Below are 20,632 nucleotides of genomic sequence, written 5' to 3' on the forward strand. Positions count from 1 at the left end.
CACCTCACCTGGAACAGCCCTTGCCCGACCCCGACTTCGAGCTGTACGACAACGTCGGCCGCGACGCCGACCAGATCGCCGCCGCCCGCTACGGCATCGCCACCGACCGCGACCTGCTCCGCTGGGCGAAACGGGATGCCGAACCCTTCCTGGGCGAACACCCGCTACCGGACACCCCCTTGCCGGGCCCGGACCTGGCCCCGTATCACCACGCGCTCGCCGCCGCCGAGACACCAGCGCAGGCCAGCGCCGTCACCCAGCACCTCCTGGACGCTGCCGGACCCGTGCTCCAGGCGGTCAGCGACTACCTGCTGTCCGCGGCCCGATGGCGCGGCCAGAACCGCGGAGCGGAGCCAGAATCCCCGCCCAAGATGCTGATGGCAGCGGCCAGCCGCAGCCTTGACGCGCTGGCCCTCGCGCACAGGGCCGACCTGGCCATCCTGCGCGCCGCCTACGACCCCGCGCCGACACCGAAGGCGCGGGCCAACGACCCGACCAGTGCGGCATCTGCTCTCCCCCCGGCTCCGCCACACACTCCTCCCACCGGGCCGGCCCCCGGCCGGTAACCAGCGCTCCCCCGAGGTCACTTGTCCACCGGATCCTGCATCGCCCGCCCCACCGAGACCGGCTACACCGGCATATACGTCCACTTCGACGGCTACCCCAGCGGGCGCCTTCCGCTGCTCCTGGCCGCCTACCAGCACCGCTTCGCCCACGACGTCGAAGCCATGAGCGTCCACCTCATCGACCAGGTGGCCATCGCCTGGGACGAGCTGGGCACCGACCTCCTCGACGGCGCCCCCAAGTCGCTGGTCAAGAGGCTGACCGGCGGGCAGAGATGGCCCAGCCGCGAGATGGACGACATCATCACCTCGGACGGCTCCCCGCCCGAGCGGGTAGTCATCACCGAGGTCAACTCCAGCTCGCTGTCCTGGGGCTACGTTCTGCATCCCGCCGGGATCGAAGTCATCAGCCTGTACGCGGCCGACCGCGGACCGATCGTCGACTGGAACACCGACCCGCGCACACGGTTCAGCGACAGCCCGTACCTGTGGCTCCCCGGCCATCCGGTACCCGCTAGCCGACCGCCGCGCACCCGGCCAGCCCCAGCCGCTCCGGCACCCGCCTCACCGGCCACCCGGTCCGCCGCCCACCGCTGACCTCGCCTCTTTCGTCTCTGGAGAACGTCCTGTCCTCGCACTCCCGCCCCGACATCACGGTCGTCATCGCCACCCGGCTCCGGCCCGAACGCCTGGGCTACCTCGCCGAACTGCACACCAGCCTGACCCGCCAGACCGTGCCGTGGGAGGCCGTCCTCGTCCTCGACGGGGCCGACCCCGCGCTCCTGCCCGAACCGCTGGCCGCCGATGCCCGCATCCGCGTGGTCGAAGTGCCCCGCCCGGTCGGCGCTGCCGCCGCCCGTAACCTGGGCCTGCGCACCGTCCGTACCCCTCTGGTGTGCTACATGGACGACGACGATCTCGTGCCGGACGACAGCCTCGCCATCCGGCACCAGAGGATCACCGAGACCGGTCTGGGCTGGGTGGCGGGCTGGAGCGCCGACCTGCACGAAGACGGCTCCACCACGCTCTGGCGCTGCCCGACGCCGCCCGGCGTGCACCAACCCGGTGACGTGACCGGGTACTGGACCAGTCCCGAGGCGCAGATCCCGCTCGGCCAGACCATGCTCCTGGCCCGCACCGACCTCGTGATCGCCGCGGGCGGACACGGCGGGCTCCCCGCCGGAGAAGACTTCTTGATGGTCAACGGCGTGACCAACCTCGCCGCAGGCGAACTGCTTCCGCACGTCGTCTATTTCTATCGGCAGCACTCCGCCCAGATGACCGCCGGCGGCGCTGTGGCCTACCGCAGTCTGCGGGGTCCTTCGCGCGATTTCGCCTTCCGGCACGGCCGCGCACTGCGCTCCGCGCTGCGGCACGCGCAAACGCGCGGGCAGGAGCTGGTGTCCTGATGGCCTCCGGCGTCACCCAGGCGACCTTGGACTACCTCGCCCGGCGCCTCAACGACGTCGCCGCTCAACTTCCCACCACGCATGCGGATGTGGACGCAGCGGCGCTCACCGACGACATCGCCCTGCTCGCCCATCACCTGACCTACGCCGGCGAACGCGCGCAAGAGCGCTTCGCCGACCCCGAGACGGTCCACCTCCCCGAGCGCCACACTCTGATGCGGCTCGCCGAGGCGATGACCGTGATCACCAGCGCCATGGGTCACCTCACCGAGGCCCTGGACTGCGTGTCGACCGGCTTCTACCGGGAGGCCATCCCCGGGGTGGAGACCTCGCACCTGCGAGGCGACCCCAAGGCACTGCGGATCATCGCGGCCGAGAAGTGCCGCACGGCCCGGACCCGGCTGATCGCCACTGCTGCACAGCTCCACACGGAGACCGGCGGGAGAGCCAAACAGCCCCCGCTGGCCACGGCCCCCGTGGCACCTCCCCCCGTTCCATCCCCGTCCCCCGCGGTCGCCGTGTCACGGACTGCGCGCTGACCACCTGGACCCCATGTCGCCCACACCACCCACGCAAATCATCCTCAGCACCAGCCGCGCCAACGGGCTCGTCGCCATCCCCTACGGCGAGGAGCACCGCCGAGCCACCAGCGCCCTGGAAGAAGCCGGATTCCACCGGATCCACGGCGGCGCCTTCGCCGCGCCACTGGCCGACTGGCCGGCCACCCGTCAAATGGCCAGCGCCCTGGTGCACCGCGCCCGCGAGCACGGCGCGACCATCACCACCAGCCCCCGTCCCTACCTCGCGGACTTCGGCGACGACCTCGCTGCCCAACTGCCCGGCACCTGGAGCGCGCAGCTGGAGCTCTACTACCACCCCGTGGTGCAAGAGGACCTCATCGGCCCGCTGTGGGACAGCGGAGACCTCCTCCAGGCGCTGCTCCACGACCCCGTACCCGCCGCCGTTGTCCTCAAGAACGGGATGGGCACCGAACTACTGCTGATCGAACGCCCCGGGCACAGCAGCAGATACCTCCTGGGCGCCTTCGCGACCGAGGAGTACGACGACAACTGGGAGGAGCCGAATGCGCCCCGCAGCATCGTGCTGCCAGGCGACCCGGACCTCGCAGCTCGCGCCGTCGCCACCTCGTTCCTGCCCTCCTACAGCCGGGCCCTGCACCAGCGTCGGCTCGACACGGTCCTGCGCGCACTGGAGCGCATCCGGGCCGAGTACGAGACCCTGCAGGCCATCAAGGCGTCCGGCCGCTACAGCGACGGCGTACCGCTCGCCGACGCCCGGATGATTCCCGAGATGGAGCGCACGTTCGCCGACTTCGCCTGGCTCTCCTTCCGCGACGTCCTTGAGCACGCTCCCGTCCTGCTCAGCCGGTGCCGCCCTGCCATGACCCCCTGGCCCCAGGACGCCGCCGCGCTGGAGCGTCTGCGCACAGCAATCGCCGACAGCCAGGACACGCGGGACGAGGACAAGGCCCTGAGCGGCGTCCTGTTCTCCGTCGACGGGTGGAAACAGGCTCGCAGCCGCTTCGGGGTCGCAGCCCTGCCCGCGATCGAGACCTGGCTCGCCGACAGCGAGACGTTCGAGCGCCAGGCCCGCGCCGCCGTCCCGGGCGGACCGGTGGCGCTGGCCGCGCCGAGCCCGCGCTTGCTCACCGCCCGCCCGGCACCCCCCGCCGTGCCCCGGTCTTCCGCGGCGCACCGCTGACCCCGCAGAAAGGATCCGCCTTCTGTCCGACCACTTCCACTTCGCTGTCCACCCCGAACACGGCTTCGTCGCCGCCCCCACCGCCGCCATCACCCCGCACCTGGCCGAGTGGTTCCTCACCCGCGAGCAGTTCGAGCCCGTCCCCGACCTGCCGGGCCTGTACCGGCTCACCCAACCGGAACAGGACGGCCAGCGCCGCACCCGCCAGGCCGTGCAGGACCTGCGCCGACACGGCTTCGCCGTGCAGGCCGACTACTCCCTGGACCCCGCGATCACCCCCGGGCCCGCCCGCCCGTACCTGCGCAACGGGCTGCTCGAGCGACGCCAGCGCATCGCCCAGGCCGCCGCGGCCACCTCGCCGCAGCGCGCCCCCGCGCTGTCCACCGCCCCAGCGCAGCCCTCGGCGCAACCGGCTGCGGTCCCCGTCGCCGGACCTACCCACGGCGTCGGGCCGGGCAGGGGACGGTGAGCGTGAGCGCCGAGCCCATCCGCATCGCCCGCAAACGCGGCGGCGAGGTCGAAGTCGAAGGCCCGGTCGATGAGTTCGCTGCCCAGATCCTCGACCGCGCGGGGTTCATCTTCCGCCCGGCCTTGGGCGGCGTGTGGATCCGGCTGCACTTCGACACCGGCCAGGAGCGCGAGAACCAGAAGGCCACCCACGCCGCCCGGATGCTCAGCGCCGCGGGCTACCAGGTCGACCTCGACCCGAACCTGCTCCCCGCCGCCGGGCACCGCGCGCCGGTGAACTGGTGGCCACCGCGCACCGGCACCGCCATGGCAGCGCAGCCCGCGCCCAACTCCACGCAGCGGCCCCGACGCTGACTTCCCACGACACAAGGCACCATGACCCCATCCGCCAAGATCACGTTGTACCTCAGCGCCCGCGGCAAGATCATCGCCCTGCCGAGCGGGACCGGCCGCAGGTGGGCTGAGACCGCCCTCGACCTGTCCGGCTTCACCCAGAATCACGATCAGATCCACACCCTGGCGCTGGATGACCAGGCCCAGGCGCGCCAAGCCCTCACGCATCTCCACCAGGCCGCCCGCGACTGCCAGGTGACCGTGACCACTCACCCCCGCCCCTACCTCGGCGATGTCGCCGAGGCGATCGTGGCGGCGCTGCCCGGTCACTGGATGGCAGAGGTCGAGCCCTTGCGAGAGCAGCAGGACCAGCACTACCTGCGGGACTACTTGTGGGAGACCGGCACGCTCCACGGCCTCCTTCAGACGAACAGTCTCGGCTTCGCGGCGATCCTCCGTGACGGCGGCGGCACCGAGCTGCTGCTGGCCGAACGGCCCTCGGACGGCTCGTACATCGTCGCCGCCCTGACCCCGAGCCCTGATCACGTCCGCGTGACAGGTCCGGCTCCGCGCAGCGTCATCGCGTCCGACGCCCGGCTCGCCGCCCGGTTCATCCAGACCCGGCTGCTGCCCGACTACGAGCGGGCCGTCCATCTCTCACGGCTGGACGAGGCGGAGGAGGACCTGCGCTGGGCTCAGGAGCACGGACCGGGGACGTACGACACCGTGGACCTGGAGGCAGCGCTGTACCGGTTCCGCACCCACGCCACCGCGTTCATCGCCACCCTGCGCGCGAGCACGCCGCTCTCGACCGAGCAGGCCATCTTCCTCGATCGCATGGAGGACGGCCTGCGTCTCGACGAACTGGAGGACCCGGATCCCGAGGCCCTCGCCGATGCGGGAGCGGTGTGGCTCATCGACGGCGAGGAGCTGATCGAGATGACCCGCGCCGCCACACCCCCTGCCCCCGTCACCCCGGCAAAGCCCAAGGCACTGACCGCAGCCACGCTGCCCCCGCCGGCAGTTGTCACCGCCCACGGTGTGCGCCGCTGAACCCCGCACGCCGCCACCGCGCACCCTGTCCCGGAGCACCCCATCACCGACACCCCCGCCGAAGACCTCGGCACTGCCCTCGACGAACTGCAGACCTTTCAGACGCAGTTCGCGCTGATCCACAGCCGCTACGAGCGCGCCTGGTCCCACGCGGCCGGTGCCGCAGATGCATCGCACGCCGCAGCAGTCATTGCGCGCGGCAGGCGCCAAGACGGCGCCGAGGCGTTCGAGCGCCACGTGCTGCCGCACACGACCACGCTGCTGGCCGCCGCGCGGAGCGCCGTGGACGCCATGCCGCCGGCCCGCCACCATGCGGCCTGGCGCGAGCTGATCGACGACATGGCCCACGCCGCCGACCAGATCCACCGCATCCGTTCGGCGCCCGCCGGCCAGGACGAGCCCGATGCTTCCCGTGTCCGCCACCTCCAGTTGTGGCCCTACGTGCTGGCCTGGGCCGAGAGGTCCTTCATCATCGGTGACCTCGCCGGACAGCACCGCCCCGTCGCCCCACCCCTGAGCGGTGAAGAGCTTCGGCTCTGGCAGGGCCGTGCGCAAGCAGCTTGGCAGCGCGGCGACTTGGACACGACGGATGTCTGGTACAGCGCCAGCAACGAGCTGATCACTCTGGCATATCTCGTCGAGCAGGGCGAGCAGACGGTGGTGGTCCTGGCGGGCGAACTCGGCAGCGAGCAGATGCGGGTCCTGAGCCACTACGACTCCGTGAACAAGGCAGTCGAAGCGGCCCCGCCCGCAGTGCCCGCAGGGGTCCTGCACCCGGACATCGCTCCCTTCGCACCCCAGGCCCCCGCAGCGGAGACCCCGGTTGCCAAGCTGGTCCGGCAGGTCGACGAGGCGCGGCACACCGGGGACATCTACATGGCCCTGCTCGACGCCGTGGATGACTCCGGCTTCTCCCGCGGTCCGCTGCCCCGCCTGTCCGAACTCCTGGACCGGGCGGCGAAGTTCGCCGACGCACTGGAGACGAAGCAGGGCCAGCACTCCGCCGCCCGCCTGTCCGTGCTCGCGCGGCAACTGGGCGCGCTGAAGGAGGAAATCGAGTCCGCCGCGGAGAGCCTCGGGGCCGGCGTCCTGCCACCCCACCGCACTCCACGCCCCGTCTTCCACACCCTCCCCACGCCCCCGGCACCGCCAACCGCACCGCCCGCCGGACCGACCGCGCCCAACAGCCCCGGCCCTGCCCGCCGCCGCTAGCACCCACGCACCGGGGTGTCCCACCACAGAAAGCACGCGTTGACCTCCACCACCGGCTCCGGCCCGCTGCTCGCGCAACGCCACGTCGCCCGCCTGCTGTTCGGCACACTGATCGGGAGACTCCCTAATGGCATGGCTCCCGTCGCGATCCTCCTCCTCGTCGCCGACCAGGGCGGATCGCTGAAGACGGGCGGCCTGCTGTGTGCGCTGTACGGACTGGCCTCCGCCGTCGGGCAGCCGGCCCTGGGCCGGATGGTCGACCGCCGCGGACAGACTCTGGTCACCGCGACGGCGGTCCTGCTCACCACCGTCTGCCTGCTGGCCCTGCCGATGGTCGAGGTTGCCGCCCGGCCCGGCCTGGCCGCCGCTCTTGTCGCGCTTGCCGGGCTGAGCACCCCGCCGCTGGAAGCAGGACTGCGGGCCCTGTGGCCCGTGGTCCTGCCCGACGAGGCGCGGCGCCGGGCCGCGCTCGCGCTCGACACCGGCGCCCAGGGACTGATCTACGTCACCGGGCCGCCGCTGGTCGCCGTGCTGTCCACGACGGCGGGACCGCGCACCGCGATGGTGGTGAGCGCCGCGCTCGGACTGCTCGGCGCCGCCGTGGTGCTCAGTGCCGCGCCCTCGCGCCGCTGGCGCCCGGCTCCCGCACCCCAGCGCACTGGGACGCTCGGGCCCCTCACGCACGCGGGGCTGCGGTGGTTGTTCGTCGCGGTGAGCGGCGTCGGTTTCGCCCTGGGAGCGATGAACGTGTGGGCAGTCGCCCTCGCCGACCAGCTCCGGATGGACCTGTTGTCCGGGCTCATCCCCGCCGCGCTGTCCACCGGCAGCCTCGTCGGCGGCTTCCTGTACGGGCGGCGCACCTGGCCCGGCACGCTCACCGCGCAACTTCTCTCGGCGGCCCTGCTGTTCGCCGTCGGATGGCTCCCGCTGATGGCCGCCACCGGGCCCGTCTCGGCCATCGTGCTGACGGCAGTACCGGGTCTGCTGCTCACCGCCGTGATCACCTCGGCGTTCCTGACGGTGGACGCCCTCGCCCCGCCCGGCACCACCACCGAGGCGTACGCCTGGCTGATCGCCGCCGTCGGCACCGGCCAGGCCGCCGGGACCGCCCTGTCCGGCGCGCTCGCCGAGCACCCCCTGATCGGCCCGGCTCTTCCCGCCGCCGGCGCCGTGCTCGCCCTCACCGTCCTGCTCGCCGCGCGCCGCCATCTCGCCGTCCTCGGCGCCACCGCTCGCCGCCGGGGCAGGCACCGCCGCACACCGACTCACGCCGCCCGCTGAACACCCGCCACCACAGATAGGAGACCCGCATTGCCCGAAGCACCAGCAGAGCCGTTCATGACGATCCGGCACGCCATCACCGGCGAGATCACCACCACCGGCTACAACGCCGCCGCCCGGCGGATCCTCCTCCAGGACGGCTTCGAAGAGACGCCAGGCTGCGCCTGCCGAGCGACGGAACCCGGTACGGAGCAGACGCACGGGCCTGCTCAGCAGCCAGCGAGCTGCTCGTCGCCGGCCTCCTGCACCTGGACCGAGCCCTCGGTCGGCCGGTGAGCGCCGACGGTACGCCCCGGTTGGCCCGGTCGCCGATGTCGGCGCCGTCCGTGATCCGCTCCGAGAGAGGCCAGCCTCTCCAGCGCATCGCCAACCCCGCCCGCACCCGCACCTGTTGAAGGATCCTCGTTTTGACCACACCCGGAACGCGCACCAGTCCCGCGCGCACCAAGGGCGGCGAACTACGGGCCAAGGTGGCCCGGCTGCTGGCCGACCGGCCGGCGGACACGCTCACCATCGGGGACATGGCCAGGCAGCTGGGCCACTCCCACGGCGCCGTCCGCAACGCCGCCCTCACCCTGGTACGACGCGGCGAGGCCGACCAAGGCGGAACCGGACAACCGGAGTTCCGCGCGAGCGCGAAAACCGCCGCCGCCGCGCAGACCGCTGTGATCAGCCCACCGGGCACCCACTCGCCCCGCGCCCAGGCGGCCACGACCCGCACGGCCATTCCCGCAGCAGCCACGCCCCGCCAGACCGGCCCGATCCGCCGCGCGGGGGGCCAGATCTACCACCCCCGGGAGCTGGCCGATCTGCCCGACGTCGAGGCGTTGAATCGCTTGCGCGACGCCGACGTGCCGGTGCTGCTCTACGGCCCTCCGGGCACCGGCAAGACGAGTCTGGTCGAGGCGGCGTTCCCGGACCTGCTCACCGTCGCCGGTGACGGCGACACCACGGTCGGCGACCTGATCGGCGAGTACACACAGGACGACGCGGGAGCCTACGTCTTCCAGTACGGGCCGCTGGTCACCGCGATGACCGAGGGCCGCGCCCTGCTGATCGACGATGCCACCTTGATCTCACCGAAGGTGCTGGCGGCGCTGTATCCCGCGATGGACGGGCGCCGGCAGATCCAGGTCAAGGCCCACAAGGGCGAGACCATCAAGGCCGAGCCGGGCTTCTACGTGGTGGCGGGCCACAATCCCGGCGTCCACGGGGCGGTGTTGACGGAGGCGCTCGCGAGCCGGTTCAGCGTGCAGATCCAGATCGGCACGGACTATGACCTCGCCCTGGCGCTGAGGATCGATGCCCGGGTGGTCCGGGTCGCCCGACACCTCGCCCACCAGGTCGAACTCGGCGAGCTGGGCTGGGCCCCCCAACTGCGAGAGCTGCTCAGCTACCAGAAGACCGAGGCCGTCCTCGGCACCAACGCCGCGCTCGCGAACCTCGTCGGCATCGCTCCCCCGGAGGATCGCGACATCGTCGCCGACGCCGTCATCAAGGCTGTCGGCGTCAAGAAGATCGCGCCCCTCACCCTCGGCAAGCAGCTCCCCGCCTCGGCCGCCCGGCAGCCCCCAGGCAGCACCGGCTCCGCACAACGGGGCCGCCCGCGATGAGCGCCCACCACCACGTCCAGTCCCCCGCCACCACGCCGGACGACGACGCCGACCTCGCGCGCTGGGACGACGACGGCGCCCCGCCCGCGCAGCCCCGTTCCTCCCCGGCCGCGTGGCTGCGTGTGGGAGCCGAACTCGGCGACCGGCTGGTCGCCCTCTCCGGCCGCCAGGACCTCCTCGTCACCTGCCGCCCCGGCACGCGCAGCGGCGCACCGGCCGCGTTCTTCCCCACCCTGGGCGAGGTCGAGTTCGACGCCGGTCTGTTCGCCCCGCTGAAGCCCCACGAGATCCATCCGCGGATCGTGGGTGACGAGGAGCGGTATCCCGCTGCCTGGGGCGTGTTCGTCCACGAGGCCGCGCATGCGGCCCACTCCGTGTGGACGGCGCCTGCCGGAGCGAACCCCCGTGTCGTCGAGGCCGCGCTCCTGCTGGAGGAGAGCCGTGTCGAAGGCGCGCATCTGATCACGCGGCCCACGGACCGCACGTACCTGCGCACCAGTGCCCGAACCCTGGTCATGCCCGACATCGCCCACCCCACCCTCCAGGGCATCGATCAGGCCGCCGCCGTGGCGGCTCTGATCCTCGGCCGCCGTGACGTCGGCATCCTGGACGCCGACGAGACCCGGGCCGTCGCCGATCTGTGCGAAAAGGTGCTGGGCGCAGACCTGCTGGGCACACTCACCCGCATCTGGAATGCAGCGCACCAGTGTGCCGACCACGACGCCACGACCATGCTCGCGCACGGTCAAGAATGGTGCGACGCTCTGGACACCGCGGCCCCTGCCCTGCCCGTGCCGGAGAACCTCACCGATCTGCTGTCTGGCGCCGTGGGGGTCGTCATGGACAGCACGGCAGCCACCGACGCCGCCGACCTCGCGGCACAGGCCGCAGCGACCAACGCCACGGCCGCGAAGTCCAAAGCGCAGGCTCAGGACCGCGCCCAGCGGGCCGGCCAGCGACGCAAAGCCGCCGCCACCGCCAAGTCGGTCTTCAACGCCCGTGGCACCACCGTCAACCCCGACGGCACACCGGCGCCCTACGGCAACCCGGTCACCGGCACCCGCAGGCCCACCGCCGCCGAGCAGAGTGCCGCCGCGCGCCTGAGCCGCGCCCTGCGTGCCGCCGCCTACCGCGAGCGGACCGAGGTGCGGACCACCAGCCCCACCCCGCCCGGCCGCCTCAACATGCGCGCGGCCCTCGCCCGCGATGCTCAGCGCGCAGCCGGATCGGTCCCCACCGCAGAACCGTTCACCCACACCCACCGCCGGAACTCCCCCACCCCACCGCTGCGTGTGGGGATCGCCGTCGACGTCTCCGGCTCCATGCGGGCCGCCTGCGCGCCCGTCGCATCCGCTGCCTGGATCGTGGCACGCGCAGCAGCCCTGACCGACCCCGACTCCCGTACCGCCACCATCGCCTATGACCAGCACCTGACCGCATTGACCCGACCCACCCACCGAGCACCAGAGCGCGTGACAACGTTCGATGCCAACGGCGGCCACCACAACCTCGGCGACGCCATCGACGCACTCGACCACGGCCTCGAACTCAGCCGCCCCGGCGCCGGCCGCCTCCTCGTGATCGTCACCGACGCCCACTACGGCAGCGACGAAACCGCTCAAGCCGTCACCCGCGTCAAGCAGCTCACGGCCGCCGGCTGCGCCGTACTCCAACTCACCCTCACCGCGAACTCCCAGCACTTGCCGGGGACCACCTTGCTGCACCTGCCCCGGCCCTCCAGCGCACCCGCCGCCATCGCCACGGCGGCCACAGACGCCATCCGCAGGACCCGCTGAGACGACGCAGAAGACAGAAAGCAGGAACAACCACGTGGCAGTCCGTACATCATTCGAAGTTGTCCACAGCTGTGGACACACCCAGCTGCATGATCTGTCCGACCGGCCCGCCGACAAGCGGGCCTCCTTCGCCCGCTGGCTCGCCTCCAAGGACTGCACCGACTGCTGGAAGGCCGCCCGCGACAACGACAGCGCCAGCAAGGAGGAGTGGCTCGCCGCCCGTCGCGCCGCCGAACAGCAGGCCGCCGCCGACTGGGCCGCCCAGTTCGAGATGCCCCCGCTCGAAGGCCCGGAGAAGGCGCTGGACTGGGGCGAACGCTCCCGCCACCAGTTGGTCACCGCCGCCTACACCGCCCTGGTCACCGAAGGCACCTGGGACGAGGCGGACTGGGCCGCACTCGAAGAGAAGATCCGCACGATCAGCCGCGCCGGGTGGTGGATCGACCAAAGAGACGCCGAAGGAACCGACCTTCCCGAGCTTCTCGACGCCGCCACCGAGGCTGACCTCGGCACCGAGAACCCGTTCCGCTAGAGGTCCGGGCGAACGCTGCGGGCCGGACCGCGCGACGCGTTATACCCCACGATCCCCGGTTAGCAAAACCGGGGATCGTCCGGACCATTGTCCTTCCACCGCCGCCCGTGCCGTTCGTGGAAGGACCCTCGCTGTGCCCCAAGCTGCCCGCCCGCCGTACGTTCCCGAAGACATCCTCACGCCCGAGAGGGACATGACCCACAGCCACTTCCGGCCCGGCGACCAGGTCGTCATCCTCAAGGGCGTCGCCGGCGGGGAGCTGTGGGGCGATGCCATGACGGTGGTGGCCCCGTCCTGGCACACGCCCACCGAGGAGGACGGATGGCGGCTGCGCGACCCCAACGGCGGGCAGCAGACCTTCGTCACCGCCCACCCCCGCTACCTGGTCCACCTCTCGCGGCGCTGCCCCGACTGCCTTATCTACCTGCGCGCCCTGGAGGACTACCTGATACCGAAGTTCACCGACGCGGGCACCGTGATCGACTGCGCGTGGTACTTCACCACCGACAAGAACCAGATCGTGCACATCGCCGACCGTGGGAACGGCCAGTGATCGCCCACGTCTTGGAGGCGGAACACTTTCCCTCCCTCCCCCTCTCCGTCGCTCTGGGCCGTCCCGTTGCCGAACAGGACGTGCTGGGCGAGGTGGTGGTGGCCCACTCGCACACCGAGCACAGCTACGCCCAGGGCAGTCCGCAGGAGTGGATGTTCGCCGACTGGGAGGACCATCTCCTGGAACCGGTCAGCCTCCACCCCTACGCTGCCGGGCCAGGCGCCAACGCCCCCGAAATCTTCCATCTGGCGGTCCGGCTGCATCCCACGGACCGGGCCCTGCACCCGTCGGAGTGGGCGGAGATCGCGCAGCGGCTGGCCCACGTCACCGGCCTCACCGTTCCGGGGACCGAGCAAACGTGCCGCTGGGTGGCCCTCCAGGCGCAGCCCGGCCGCCTCGACATCATCGCCAACCTCATTCGCAGCGACGGCGTTTGGGCCCGCCAGCCCCACCTGCTGCACCGGGCGCTCATGGACGAGTGCCGGCGCATCGAGGACGATCTCGGCCTCGTCCCGGCGCAACCCCGACAGGGGCGTCCGCTCACCGCGATGCTGCCCGCAGCGCGCCCCGCGCTGCCACGGGCAACAGAGGATCAGTCCCCGCCCTTCGTCGCCGCCCAGCTCGCCACGCTCATGTGCCAGCTCGCCGACGAGACCAACGGGCCGATCGCCTCGGTGCGCGGCCTGGTCGAGCAGGCCGCGCACCGCCTGGAGGAACTGCCCCACGCCTACGGGCCCGATGCGGGACACCGGCTGGAGTGGATCGCCCGGCGTCTGTACGGCATCCAGCAGGACCTGGAAGCGATAGCAGCGGATCTGCCCGGCGGCAACCAGCGCGCCGCTATGGCCCCCCGCGTACCTGCCGCCCCTCTTGGCGCGCCCGCGCGCCGCTCGCGCTGAACACCCCCGAGAAAGTCCCGCCCTTGGCCATTGCCGACCGCAATCTGACCCTGCAACGCGACGTGCACTCCGGCGAAGTCCTCGCCCGCGGAGGCGACCCGGAAGCGCACAGCATCCTGGAGCGCACCGGCTTCGTTCCCGTCGTCCGCGTGCACGAGCGCTACCACCGCCTGCCCACCGGCCTCGACGAGGCCGAGGAGGAACGTCTGGCCACCCGGGCCGTGGCACGGCTGCGTGCCGTCAAGTACGACGTCGACTGCGACGCGGCGTTTGAGACCGAACGGCGCGAGGCGCACTATCTCCCGATCGGCGCCTTGGTCGCCCACCAGGCCGAACGCATCCGCCAGGCGACCACCACCGAGGAGGTCGCGGACGCGCTGACCGAACTCACCGCCGCCCACGACGGTGTCCTGGCCGCCCTCGACGACGTCCTCACGGCAACGATCGAGTTCCACATGGGCCTTGGCGGAGCAGCCGACATCGCCACCGCCGGGCGTCTGCGCTACCTCGCCGAAGGCCGCCTGGGCGTCATCCGCTCCGACCTGGCCGGGGTGCGTGCCGACCTCGCCGACCGGCACGAACCTCACCCGCAGCGCAGCGTGTGCAGCGCCGAAGTCGGACCCACCGAGCGCGAAGCCTCCGCCGTCTGCGGCTGCCCGCCCCCGTCCCGGACCACCCCCGCACCCAGCCCGCCGCCCGCTTCCCCGGCGCCCGCCGGACGGCGGCGCTGACCCCCATCCCCGAGGAACCCATGCACGACCACGAATCCGCCCCCGATCTCGCGTCTTTCGCCATCGCCCTCGCCGACGAACTCCCCGGCAACTGGACCAGTGAGCACCAGATACATGCGCACTACCCCGACCAGTTCGCCCGCGCCGAACACGTCTGGGACATGGACCTGGTCGCGCACGCGATTGCCGAGCACGTCCTGGACCAGGACGCGGTCCTCACCCGCGACGATGGCGCCCGCCTGTATGTCATCGCGCGCCCCCGCAGCGGCGAGGAGTTCCTCGTCGGCGCCATCGCCCCGGCCGACCTCCCCGCGGACGCCTTCCACGCCGTACGAGAGCCCGACGGCATCGCCGTCCCCGACGACCCGGTCCAAGCCGCCGCGGACATCACCACCGACCTGCTGCCCCGCTACGACAAGGCCCTCGCCCAGGTCCACGACAACGCCGCCCGCCTCACCCCGGCCACGCCCCCGGAACTTGTGGTGATCACGTTGAGCGGGCGGGACTTCCACGTCACCAAGCCGGAGCGGGCGGATGCCGCCCAGATCCTCGCCGACAACGGCTGTGTCTACGACCGGGACCAGGACGCGTTCGTCCTGTCCTGCGAAGACACCGCCGCACAGGCCCAGGCGATCCAGCAGGCGGCAGCGCAACTGGACCGGCTCGGCATCGGCGTCAGCGTGCGGCTCCCGCAGGCCAAGCCCGCCCTGGACACCACCCCCGTCGCGGCCCCGTCCAAGTCGCCCGCACGGCGGCGGTAGCCCCCAGAAGAAGGGAGGAGCCCTCGTGGGCAACAGAGCCGACGGCTACGGCAGCGACGTAGAGATCTACCGCAAGCCCCTGACCGACACGATCTATGCCGAGACCCCCACCGGTGCGCCCGAGCAGCTCCTGACCCTGCTCGACGCCCTCGGCCTGGAACGCAAGACCACGGTGACGACCGGCCCCGTCTACACCTGGCACGAAGTCCCCGGCCACCTCAGCGAGGCCGAGCAGAAGAAGGCCGCCACCCGGGCCCTGCCCTCCCTGCTCCTGGCCGGATACGTCGTCAACATCCCCGACGAACTCTTCGACCCCACCGCCTACCAGGAAGCGGTCGCGGACATCCGCAATCACCGCCACCCCACCGCCGCACCGCCAGCCAGCACCCGGCCCGCGGCCAAGGCCCCCAGCCGCACCACTCCTGCCCGGCGGTGAACCACCACGCCCCGGAGCCCCCGCCTATGACGCTCGCCGACGAGCACGACGTCGACGTCCTGATCTACCACCGCGACGGCACCATCTTCGTCGACAGCCGCACCGGCGCCCCCGAACACCTCCTGGAGCTGCTCGACGGACTCGGCCTCGACCCTCACTGCGCACCCGAGGAAGACGACCAATGGCATCAAGTCCCTGAGCACTGGAACGAGATCGCCGTGAAACAGATGGCCGACCGCGCAGTCCCCCTGCTGACCAGCGCCGGATACCGCATCTCCATCGACACCGTCATCGGCGGCACCGCCTACCAAGCCGCCCGCGCCACAACACGACCGTCGCCACCGGCCCCAGCCCCCGCGACACCACCCTCCGCAGGAAGCCACCGCTCCCGCCGATCCCCCTGACCGCCCTCTTCGGCCGGCCCCTGAAACGGGGCCGGCCCCACCGCCCGAGAGAGACCGCACATCCCCGCACCCGACCACACGCCCCCGCCCATCACTTCCACGCGAAAGCCGCGCCTGGCCGCGGCCCTGTTCCGCCACTACCTGCGCGCCGTCGCCGTCGGCAGCACGGAGCGCCCGATCCCGCTGGCCGGCGCCCGGCCAGAAGCCACCCTCAGCGAAGCCCGCCGCCTCGGCCGACGCGGCTGACCACCCCTCTCCCTTGCCCCAGGAGGCCCATGACCGACCCGTCCAACTCCCCCGTACACCTCGCTAGAGACATCGCCTTCCGCTTGAGGGTCCTGGACGAATACCTCACCCAGGCCACACCGAGCCAGGCTGCCGAGATCCTCAGCGAGGTCTTCGACCTCGAAGACGGGCTCGTGACCGGGGTGACCCACCTGGTGGAGACCGGCTCCCGGTTCGCCCAGGGCCAGGCCCACCGCGGCATGCTCCCGCCCGAGGTGTGGCTCGCGATGGGCCGGTCCGCCAACGAACTGCACCGCGTCGGCACGGATCTTGACGAGCACACCGACGCCATCAAGCAGCTCGGGAGACCACCCGCCGCAGTAAGCACCACGCCGCCCAACCCCGTCGCCTCCGCCATGGTCGTCAGGAGGAGCCGCTGAAGAAGCAGCAGTGGACCGGCTGGGGCCCCGGCGCCCAGCAGGCCGAACAGCACTACCTGGTCGAGCCCCGCTACCTCGCAGGCGGCGGCGACATCCGCTACGTCAGCGAGTTCCTTCGCGCCTCCGGCTGGAGTGACAAGTCCAAGACCGGCGGACCGCTGGTCTTCGACAGCCCCGACAAGTCCGTCCGCATCGGATACGACCCCTTCACGCAGCCCGGCGGGTGGACGATCTCCGGGAAGGCCGCCCCCGGCCAGGAAGCCTGGCACGCCACGTTCACCCGCCAGGTGCCCGTGGAGATCGTCGCCGGGTTCACCGACGCGCTCACCCGCCCCCGCTCCGCGCACGCGCCCAACGTGTGGGCGCCCCTGCAGGAGCAGCGCTGGAAGACCGAGCAGGGCCAGCACTTCACCGCCATGAGCCCCGACGGCGGCGCCTGGATGCAGTTCCACCAGTCCAAGCCCGGCGAGGCGCTGTGGTGGGCCGGGGCCCGCAACGAGCACGGGCGCGTCTGGGACGCCAGTTTCACCAGCAGCACACCGATGCACCTCATCCAGGCATTCAGCACCGCGCTGTCCGACCCACAGCAGGTCATCCGTCCGCGCGGACATGTACCGCCGTCCACCCGCATCCGCACCACGTCCGTGTCGGTGCGGCCCGACGAACTGTCCGCCTGGCAGCAGACCCGCATCCGCGCCGCCCGCGCCGCCACCTGGGCCCGCAACTCCTGGGCCTCCACCCGGCCCCGACGCCAGACACCCACCGCCGGTCCGTACGCGCAGGCAAGCTCCCGGACCCGCCGCTGACCGGCCCCCGGCCCTCCGGCCGTCCCCGTCCTCTCACTGAAAGCACCCCAACTTGCCCCACCACGCACCCGATGCCCCCACCCCCGGCCAGATCCGTCAGGCCACGAGCACCCTCGCCAATCTCGCGGCCTACCTCCGTACGCATCCCCCGCTGCACGACGTACTGCCGCTGCTCGCGCCACTGCTCGACGAGGACGACGGCGTCCCGATCCAGCTCGGCAACATCCTGCGCTGCAGCGAGCACCTCATCGGCCAGCAGGCCGCGTTCCCCCTGAGCGCCGAACTCCGCCTGAGCACGGAAGCCTTCCGCGAAGCCGCCCAGGAGGCCACGGACTGGCATGTTCTGCACTGGGACATCCAGCGGCTGCGTACGCAGACCGGCGCCCCGGGACGATGAACGATCCCTACCTGCCCACCCGCGCCAACTCCCCGCACGACATCATCTGGTTCGAGACCCAGCCCCGCCATCTCGCCGGACGCGGCGATCCGCGGCACATCACCCAGGCGCTGCGGGCCGCGGGCTGGGCGAACCGCTCCGACCCGGCTTTCCCCCCACGTCCTGCTGGTCGGCCCCGACTACCGGCACACCGTGGTGCTGGAGCCCGACCCCGAACCGTACGGGGCATGGTGGCGCGTCCGTGGCCAGGAAGCAGACGGCCGGCGCTGGTACACCGAGTTCGGCGCCAACACCCCCGTGGAGATCCTCGCCCACCTCACCGACGCGCTGCTCGAGCCCGCCCCGGAGCAGGCTCCGCCGATCTGGTCGCCCCTCACCGCGGCAGGCTGGTCCTACGAGCGCGACGAACACGGCAACGAGATCGCCCGCCACCCCGACGGCATCCTCAGCCTGGAGCGGCGGGCCGTCGAGCCGGGAGAGACCTTCCACTGGCGGGCCCAGGCCGCCGTGCCCAACGGCGGCGGTGGCTTTCGCCGCATCTGGCACGCCTACCTCGACGACCAGATGCCGCCCCACCTGATCGCCGCGTTCACCAGCGCGCTGGCCAGCGACGAGCCCGTACAACGCGGCATGTACGACGTGCCGCACAGCCACCTGGTCACCCAGGAACAGCGCGGCCCGCAGGGCGAGGAGCTCGCCACCGCGCACGAGGCCCGGCTGAAAGCCATCCGCGCAGTCGCCCGGAAAACCCGCCGCAGCGCCGCCCTGGCCACGCGGGGCGGCCCGCCTTCCCCTGCGGTTCCCTCTGCCGCTGCCCGAAGCCGGTGAACACGGCCGGGCACCCCCACCCGCCCGGCTCCCCCGTCCCGGGCCCGCGATCCCTCACCAGGACCCCGCCTTGCCCACGTACACACCACCCGCACACGCCCACCAGCTCTACCTGAACCAACTCGCCCGGTACCTCCGCGACAGCAGGCTCATCCACGCCCGGTGGGCCATCTACGCACACGAGCACTGCGACCCCGACACGGGCCGGCCCGACGACGAAGTCGCCTACGCCCGCCGCCAGGTCCAACGGGACGCGGACCTCCTGTCCGCCTTCGGCGCGGTGTTCTACCACGCCGACACCCTGGTGGACGTCGCGCAGCAGCAGCTCGACCAGCTGCCCGACTCCGAGCAGACGCGGCACCTAGCCGGGCAGCTTCGACAGCTGCACACCAACACCCAGCAGCTGTCCGCCGTGCACCGCCGTTGGATCGACCGTCGCGACGCCCTGCCGGACGGCGCCGGGGGCAAGGCGCACGAAGCGCTGCTCGCTGAGTCCTACTCCGAGGCCCGGCCCCACCTCGACCAGTGGACTGACCACGGCCAGGCCGTCCTCGACGTCAACGCCGTGGCCCGCGAGCAGCTCGGCCCCCAGACCGCACCGCCCGCTGCCACGCGCGAGGACCAGCTGAACGCCGCTCCCGCCACACCCCCGCCAGCGCCCCGCGCCGCATCCCCCACCGGCCGGATCCGCTGACCGAGCCGGGCGGCACGTCCGCCCGGCTCACCGCCCCCTATCCGTCCTCCGTCTGAGAGCGCTCTTGTCCCCACCTGCCCAAACGCCCGATGCGATCCACCGCCAGCGGCTGCAGCAACTCGCCGTCTTCCTACGCGAGAGCGAGCAGATCCTCGCCGACTTCGACGCCTGGCGCGAGGAGCACAGTGACCCCGACGGCTGGCCCCTCGACGACGCCGAGCACAGCCGTCGTGCCGTCAAGCGCGACGCGGACACCTGGCGGTCCTTCAACCGCGTCCGCTCCTTCGCCAAGGAACTGCTGGCCACCGCCGAAGTGCAGGTGCAGCAGCTCAACCCCGCGCACCTTCAGTCACGCTGGCCCTGGTAGCTGGGCGTCCTCGACTACGCCCTCAAGCAGCTCGGCACGCTTCAGCACGAATGGCTCGAAGCCCGCGACGCGCTGCCCCTGAACGCCAGGCCGGGCAGCTTCGCGTACGACGACGCGCTCGCCGAACGCAACGAGGAAGCCTGGTCCTACCTCGACGACTGGTCCAGCCACGGCAAGGCCCTCCTCGAAATCCAGGCCGCCGCCCAGGACCTCCCGCCCCGCTCACCGGCTCTGACCTCAGCCACAACACACGCACGCCCCGCAGCTCTCAGCACGCCGCCGTCCTCCGTCGTCCGGAGGTGACCGGCGTGCCGCACGACATCGACGTGGTCCTGGTCGCCCCCCGCTACCTCGCCGGCCCCGGCGACCCGGCCTGGGTCACCGTTCCGCTGCACCGCGCCAGCGGGTGGAGCACCGCCGAGGACCCGCTCGTGCCCCGGGTCATCCTGACCAGCCCCGACCAGCTCGCCCAGCTGCGCATCGCCCCCGACCCCGACCCGGCCGAGCCGTGGTGGACCCTGCGCCACGCGCACCACGGTGACCAACGGGCCTGGTCGATGACCTTCGACGCCCACACCCCGGTCGAGATCATCGCCGCGGTCACCGACGCCCTCACCGCCCCCGCCCCACCGCCGATGGCGTCCGGCGACCCGTACGAGCCGCTGCGCGCGGCAGGCTGGCAGGCTCCGCGCCACCACGACGGCCTCACCTCCCCCCGGGGCATGACCGCGCCCGACGGCCTGGCCCGCGTCGACCGCACCGTCCACGAGGACGGCCGCACTGCCAACTGGATCGTCGAGACCTCCGTCCATCAGCTCCCCACGGTGTGGCGCGCGTACGTGGACGGCAACACCCCGCCGTATCTCGTCTCGGCGCTCTTCGGCGCGCTGGCCGACAAGACGCCGCTGGTCCGCGAGCCGCACCGCGTCCCACACCTGGCATCCACCCAGGGGCGCACCAGCTCCGGCCAGGTCAGCGCGGACACTCTCGCCTTCGCGCTGGAACGCCGCACCGCCTCCCTCTCCAAGCGGCGCACCCCGCCGCCACCGGCCGCTGCGCCCTGCTCGCCGAACATGCCCAAGCCGCGTCGGCCCCGCTGACCCGCCAGC

The 20,632-nt window shown here is 72.2% G+C and carries 26 protein-coding genes; all 26 read left to right on the forward strand.

Going from position 1 to position 20,632, the window contains the following annotated elements:
* The first annotated feature begins 20 nt into the window (after positions 1-20).
* Positions 21-566 (forward strand): hypothetical protein, encoded by a 546-nt coding sequence (locus tag OO63_RS15275; protein WP_234311211.1) that lies wholly within the window; start codon positions 21-23, stop codon positions 564-566.
* 21 nt (positions 567-587) lie between these two features.
* Positions 588-1,160: a hypothetical protein gene (locus tag OO63_RS15280; RefSeq protein WP_031192245.1), complete on the forward strand. Its 573-nt coding sequence runs from the start codon at positions 588-590 to the stop codon at positions 1,158-1,160.
* 65 nt (positions 1,161-1,225) lie between these two features.
* Entirely contained in the window at positions 1,226-1,972 is a 747-nt protein-coding gene (locus OO63_RS15285) for a glycosyltransferase (protein WP_397622183.1), read from the forward strand.
* Positions 1,972-2,511 carry a hypothetical protein gene (locus tag OO63_RS42240; protein ID WP_051810888.1) on the forward strand — a complete coding sequence of 180 codons (540 nt, stop codon included), beginning with the start codon at positions 1,972-1,974 and terminating at the stop codon, positions 2,509-2,511. Before OO63_RS15285 ends, OO63_RS42240 begins: the two co-directional genes overlap by 1 nt.
* Before the next feature lie 13 nt (positions 2,512-2,524).
* Positions 2,525-3,694, forward strand: a complete 1,170-nt coding sequence (locus tag OO63_RS15295) for a hypothetical protein (RefSeq protein ID WP_030359163.1) — start codon at positions 2,525-2,527, stop codon at positions 3,692-3,694.
* 471 nt (positions 3,695-4,165) lie between these two features.
* Positions 4,166-4,516 carry a hypothetical protein gene (locus OO63_RS15305; protein ID WP_030359160.1) on the forward strand — a complete coding sequence of 117 codons (351 nt, stop codon included), beginning with the start codon at positions 4,166-4,168 and terminating at the stop codon, positions 4,514-4,516.
* A gap of 21 nt (positions 4,517-4,537) precedes the next feature.
* Positions 4,538-5,548 carry a hypothetical protein gene (locus OO63_RS15310; protein ID WP_030359159.1) on the forward strand — a complete coding sequence of 337 codons (1,011 nt, stop codon included), beginning with the start codon at positions 4,538-4,540 and terminating at the stop codon, positions 5,546-5,548.
* Positions 5,549-5,785: 237 nt separating this feature from the next.
* Positions 5,786-6,760 carry a hypothetical protein gene (locus tag OO63_RS15315; RefSeq protein ID WP_051810890.1) on the forward strand — a complete coding sequence of 325 codons (975 nt, stop codon included), beginning with the start codon at positions 5,786-5,788 and terminating at the stop codon, positions 6,758-6,760.
* A gap of 39 nt (positions 6,761-6,799) precedes the next feature.
* Positions 6,800-8,041, forward strand: a complete 1,242-nt coding sequence (locus tag OO63_RS15320) for an MFS transporter (RefSeq protein ID WP_030359157.1) — start codon at positions 6,800-6,802, stop codon at positions 8,039-8,041.
* 57 nt (positions 8,042-8,098) lie between these two features.
* Positions 8,099-8,317 (forward strand): hypothetical protein, encoded by a 219-nt coding sequence (locus OO63_RS15325; RefSeq protein ID WP_030359156.1) that lies wholly within the window; start codon positions 8,099-8,101, stop codon positions 8,315-8,317.
* Between the two features lie 194 nt (positions 8,318-8,511).
* Positions 8,512-9,654, forward strand: a complete 1,143-nt coding sequence (locus OO63_RS15330; protein ID WP_030359155.1) for an AAA family ATPase — start codon at positions 8,512-8,514, stop codon at positions 9,652-9,654.
* A complete protein-coding gene (locus OO63_RS15335; protein ID WP_030359154.1) occupies positions 9,651-11,450 on the forward strand; it encodes a vWA domain-containing protein in 1,800 nt (599 codons plus the stop codon). Before OO63_RS15330 ends, OO63_RS15335 begins: the two co-directional genes overlap by 4 nt.
* A gap of 34 nt (positions 11,451-11,484) precedes the next feature.
* Positions 11,485-11,982, forward strand: a complete 498-nt coding sequence (locus OO63_RS15340; protein WP_030359153.1) for a hypothetical protein — start codon at positions 11,485-11,487, stop codon at positions 11,980-11,982.
* 193 nt (positions 11,983-12,175) lie between these two features.
* Complete coding sequence (locus tag OO63_RS15345; protein ID WP_234311210.1) at positions 12,176-12,535, forward strand: hypothetical protein; 360 nt, start codon at positions 12,176-12,178, stop codon at positions 12,533-12,535.
* On the forward strand, positions 12,532-13,434 hold the full coding sequence (locus OO63_RS15350; RefSeq protein ID WP_030359151.1) for a hypothetical protein: 903 nt from the start codon (positions 12,532-12,534) through the stop codon (positions 13,432-13,434). Before OO63_RS15345 ends, OO63_RS15350 begins: the two co-directional genes overlap by 4 nt.
* A 23-nt stretch (positions 13,435-13,457) precedes the next feature.
* Positions 13,458-14,165: a hypothetical protein gene (locus tag OO63_RS15355; protein ID WP_030359150.1), complete on the forward strand. Its 708-nt coding sequence runs from the start codon at positions 13,458-13,460 to the stop codon at positions 14,163-14,165.
* A 20-nt stretch (positions 14,166-14,185) separates the two neighbouring features.
* Positions 14,186-14,926: a hypothetical protein gene (locus tag OO63_RS15360; protein ID WP_030359149.1), complete on the forward strand. Its 741-nt coding sequence runs from the start codon at positions 14,186-14,188 to the stop codon at positions 14,924-14,926.
* Positions 14,927-14,951: 25 nt separating this feature from the next.
* Positions 14,952-15,362, forward strand: coding sequence for a hypothetical protein (locus tag OO63_RS15365; RefSeq protein ID WP_030359148.1), 411 nt, complete (start codon positions 14,952-14,954; stop codon positions 15,360-15,362).
* Positions 15,363-15,388: 26 nt separating this feature from the next.
* Positions 15,389-15,766: a hypothetical protein gene (locus tag OO63_RS15370; RefSeq protein ID WP_030359147.1), complete on the forward strand. Its 378-nt coding sequence runs from the start codon at positions 15,389-15,391 to the stop codon at positions 15,764-15,766.
* Positions 15,767-16,041: 275 nt separating this feature from the next.
* Positions 16,042-16,431 carry a hypothetical protein gene (locus OO63_RS15375; protein ID WP_030359146.1) on the forward strand — a complete coding sequence of 130 codons (390 nt, stop codon included), beginning with the start codon at positions 16,042-16,044 and terminating at the stop codon, positions 16,429-16,431.
* Positions 16,428-17,237, forward strand: a complete 810-nt coding sequence (locus OO63_RS15380; RefSeq protein ID WP_030359145.1) for an SPDY domain-containing protein — start codon at positions 16,428-16,430, stop codon at positions 17,235-17,237. Before OO63_RS15375 ends, OO63_RS15380 begins: the two co-directional genes overlap by 4 nt.
* Before the next feature lie 52 nt (positions 17,238-17,289).
* A complete protein-coding gene (locus OO63_RS15385; RefSeq protein WP_030359144.1) occupies positions 17,290-17,634 on the forward strand; it encodes a hypothetical protein in 345 nt (114 codons plus the stop codon).
* A gap of 192 nt (positions 17,635-17,826) precedes the next feature.
* Positions 17,827-18,462, forward strand: coding sequence for an SPDY domain-containing protein (locus OO63_RS41455; RefSeq protein WP_051810892.1), 636 nt, complete (start codon positions 17,827-17,829; stop codon positions 18,460-18,462).
* A 70-nt stretch (positions 18,463-18,532) separates the two neighbouring features.
* A complete protein-coding gene (locus OO63_RS15395) occupies positions 18,533-19,156 on the forward strand; it encodes a hypothetical protein (RefSeq protein ID WP_063750407.1) in 624 nt (207 codons plus the stop codon).
* A gap of 64 nt (positions 19,157-19,220) precedes the next feature.
* Complete coding sequence (locus OO63_RS44695) at positions 19,221-19,523, forward strand: hypothetical protein (protein ID WP_051810893.1); 303 nt, start codon at positions 19,221-19,223, stop codon at positions 19,521-19,523.
* A 308-nt stretch (positions 19,524-19,831) separates the two neighbouring features.
* Complete coding sequence (locus tag OO63_RS15405; protein WP_234311209.1) at positions 19,832-20,623, forward strand: SPDY domain-containing protein; 792 nt, start codon at positions 19,832-19,834, stop codon at positions 20,621-20,623.
* Positions 20,624-20,632: the final 9 nt, after the last annotated feature.

The sequence above is a fragment of the Streptomyces alboflavus genome (assembly GCF_000716675.1).
GTDB classification, from domain to species: Bacteria; Actinomycetota; Actinomycetes; order Streptomycetales; family Streptomycetaceae; genus Streptomyces; species Streptomyces alboflavus.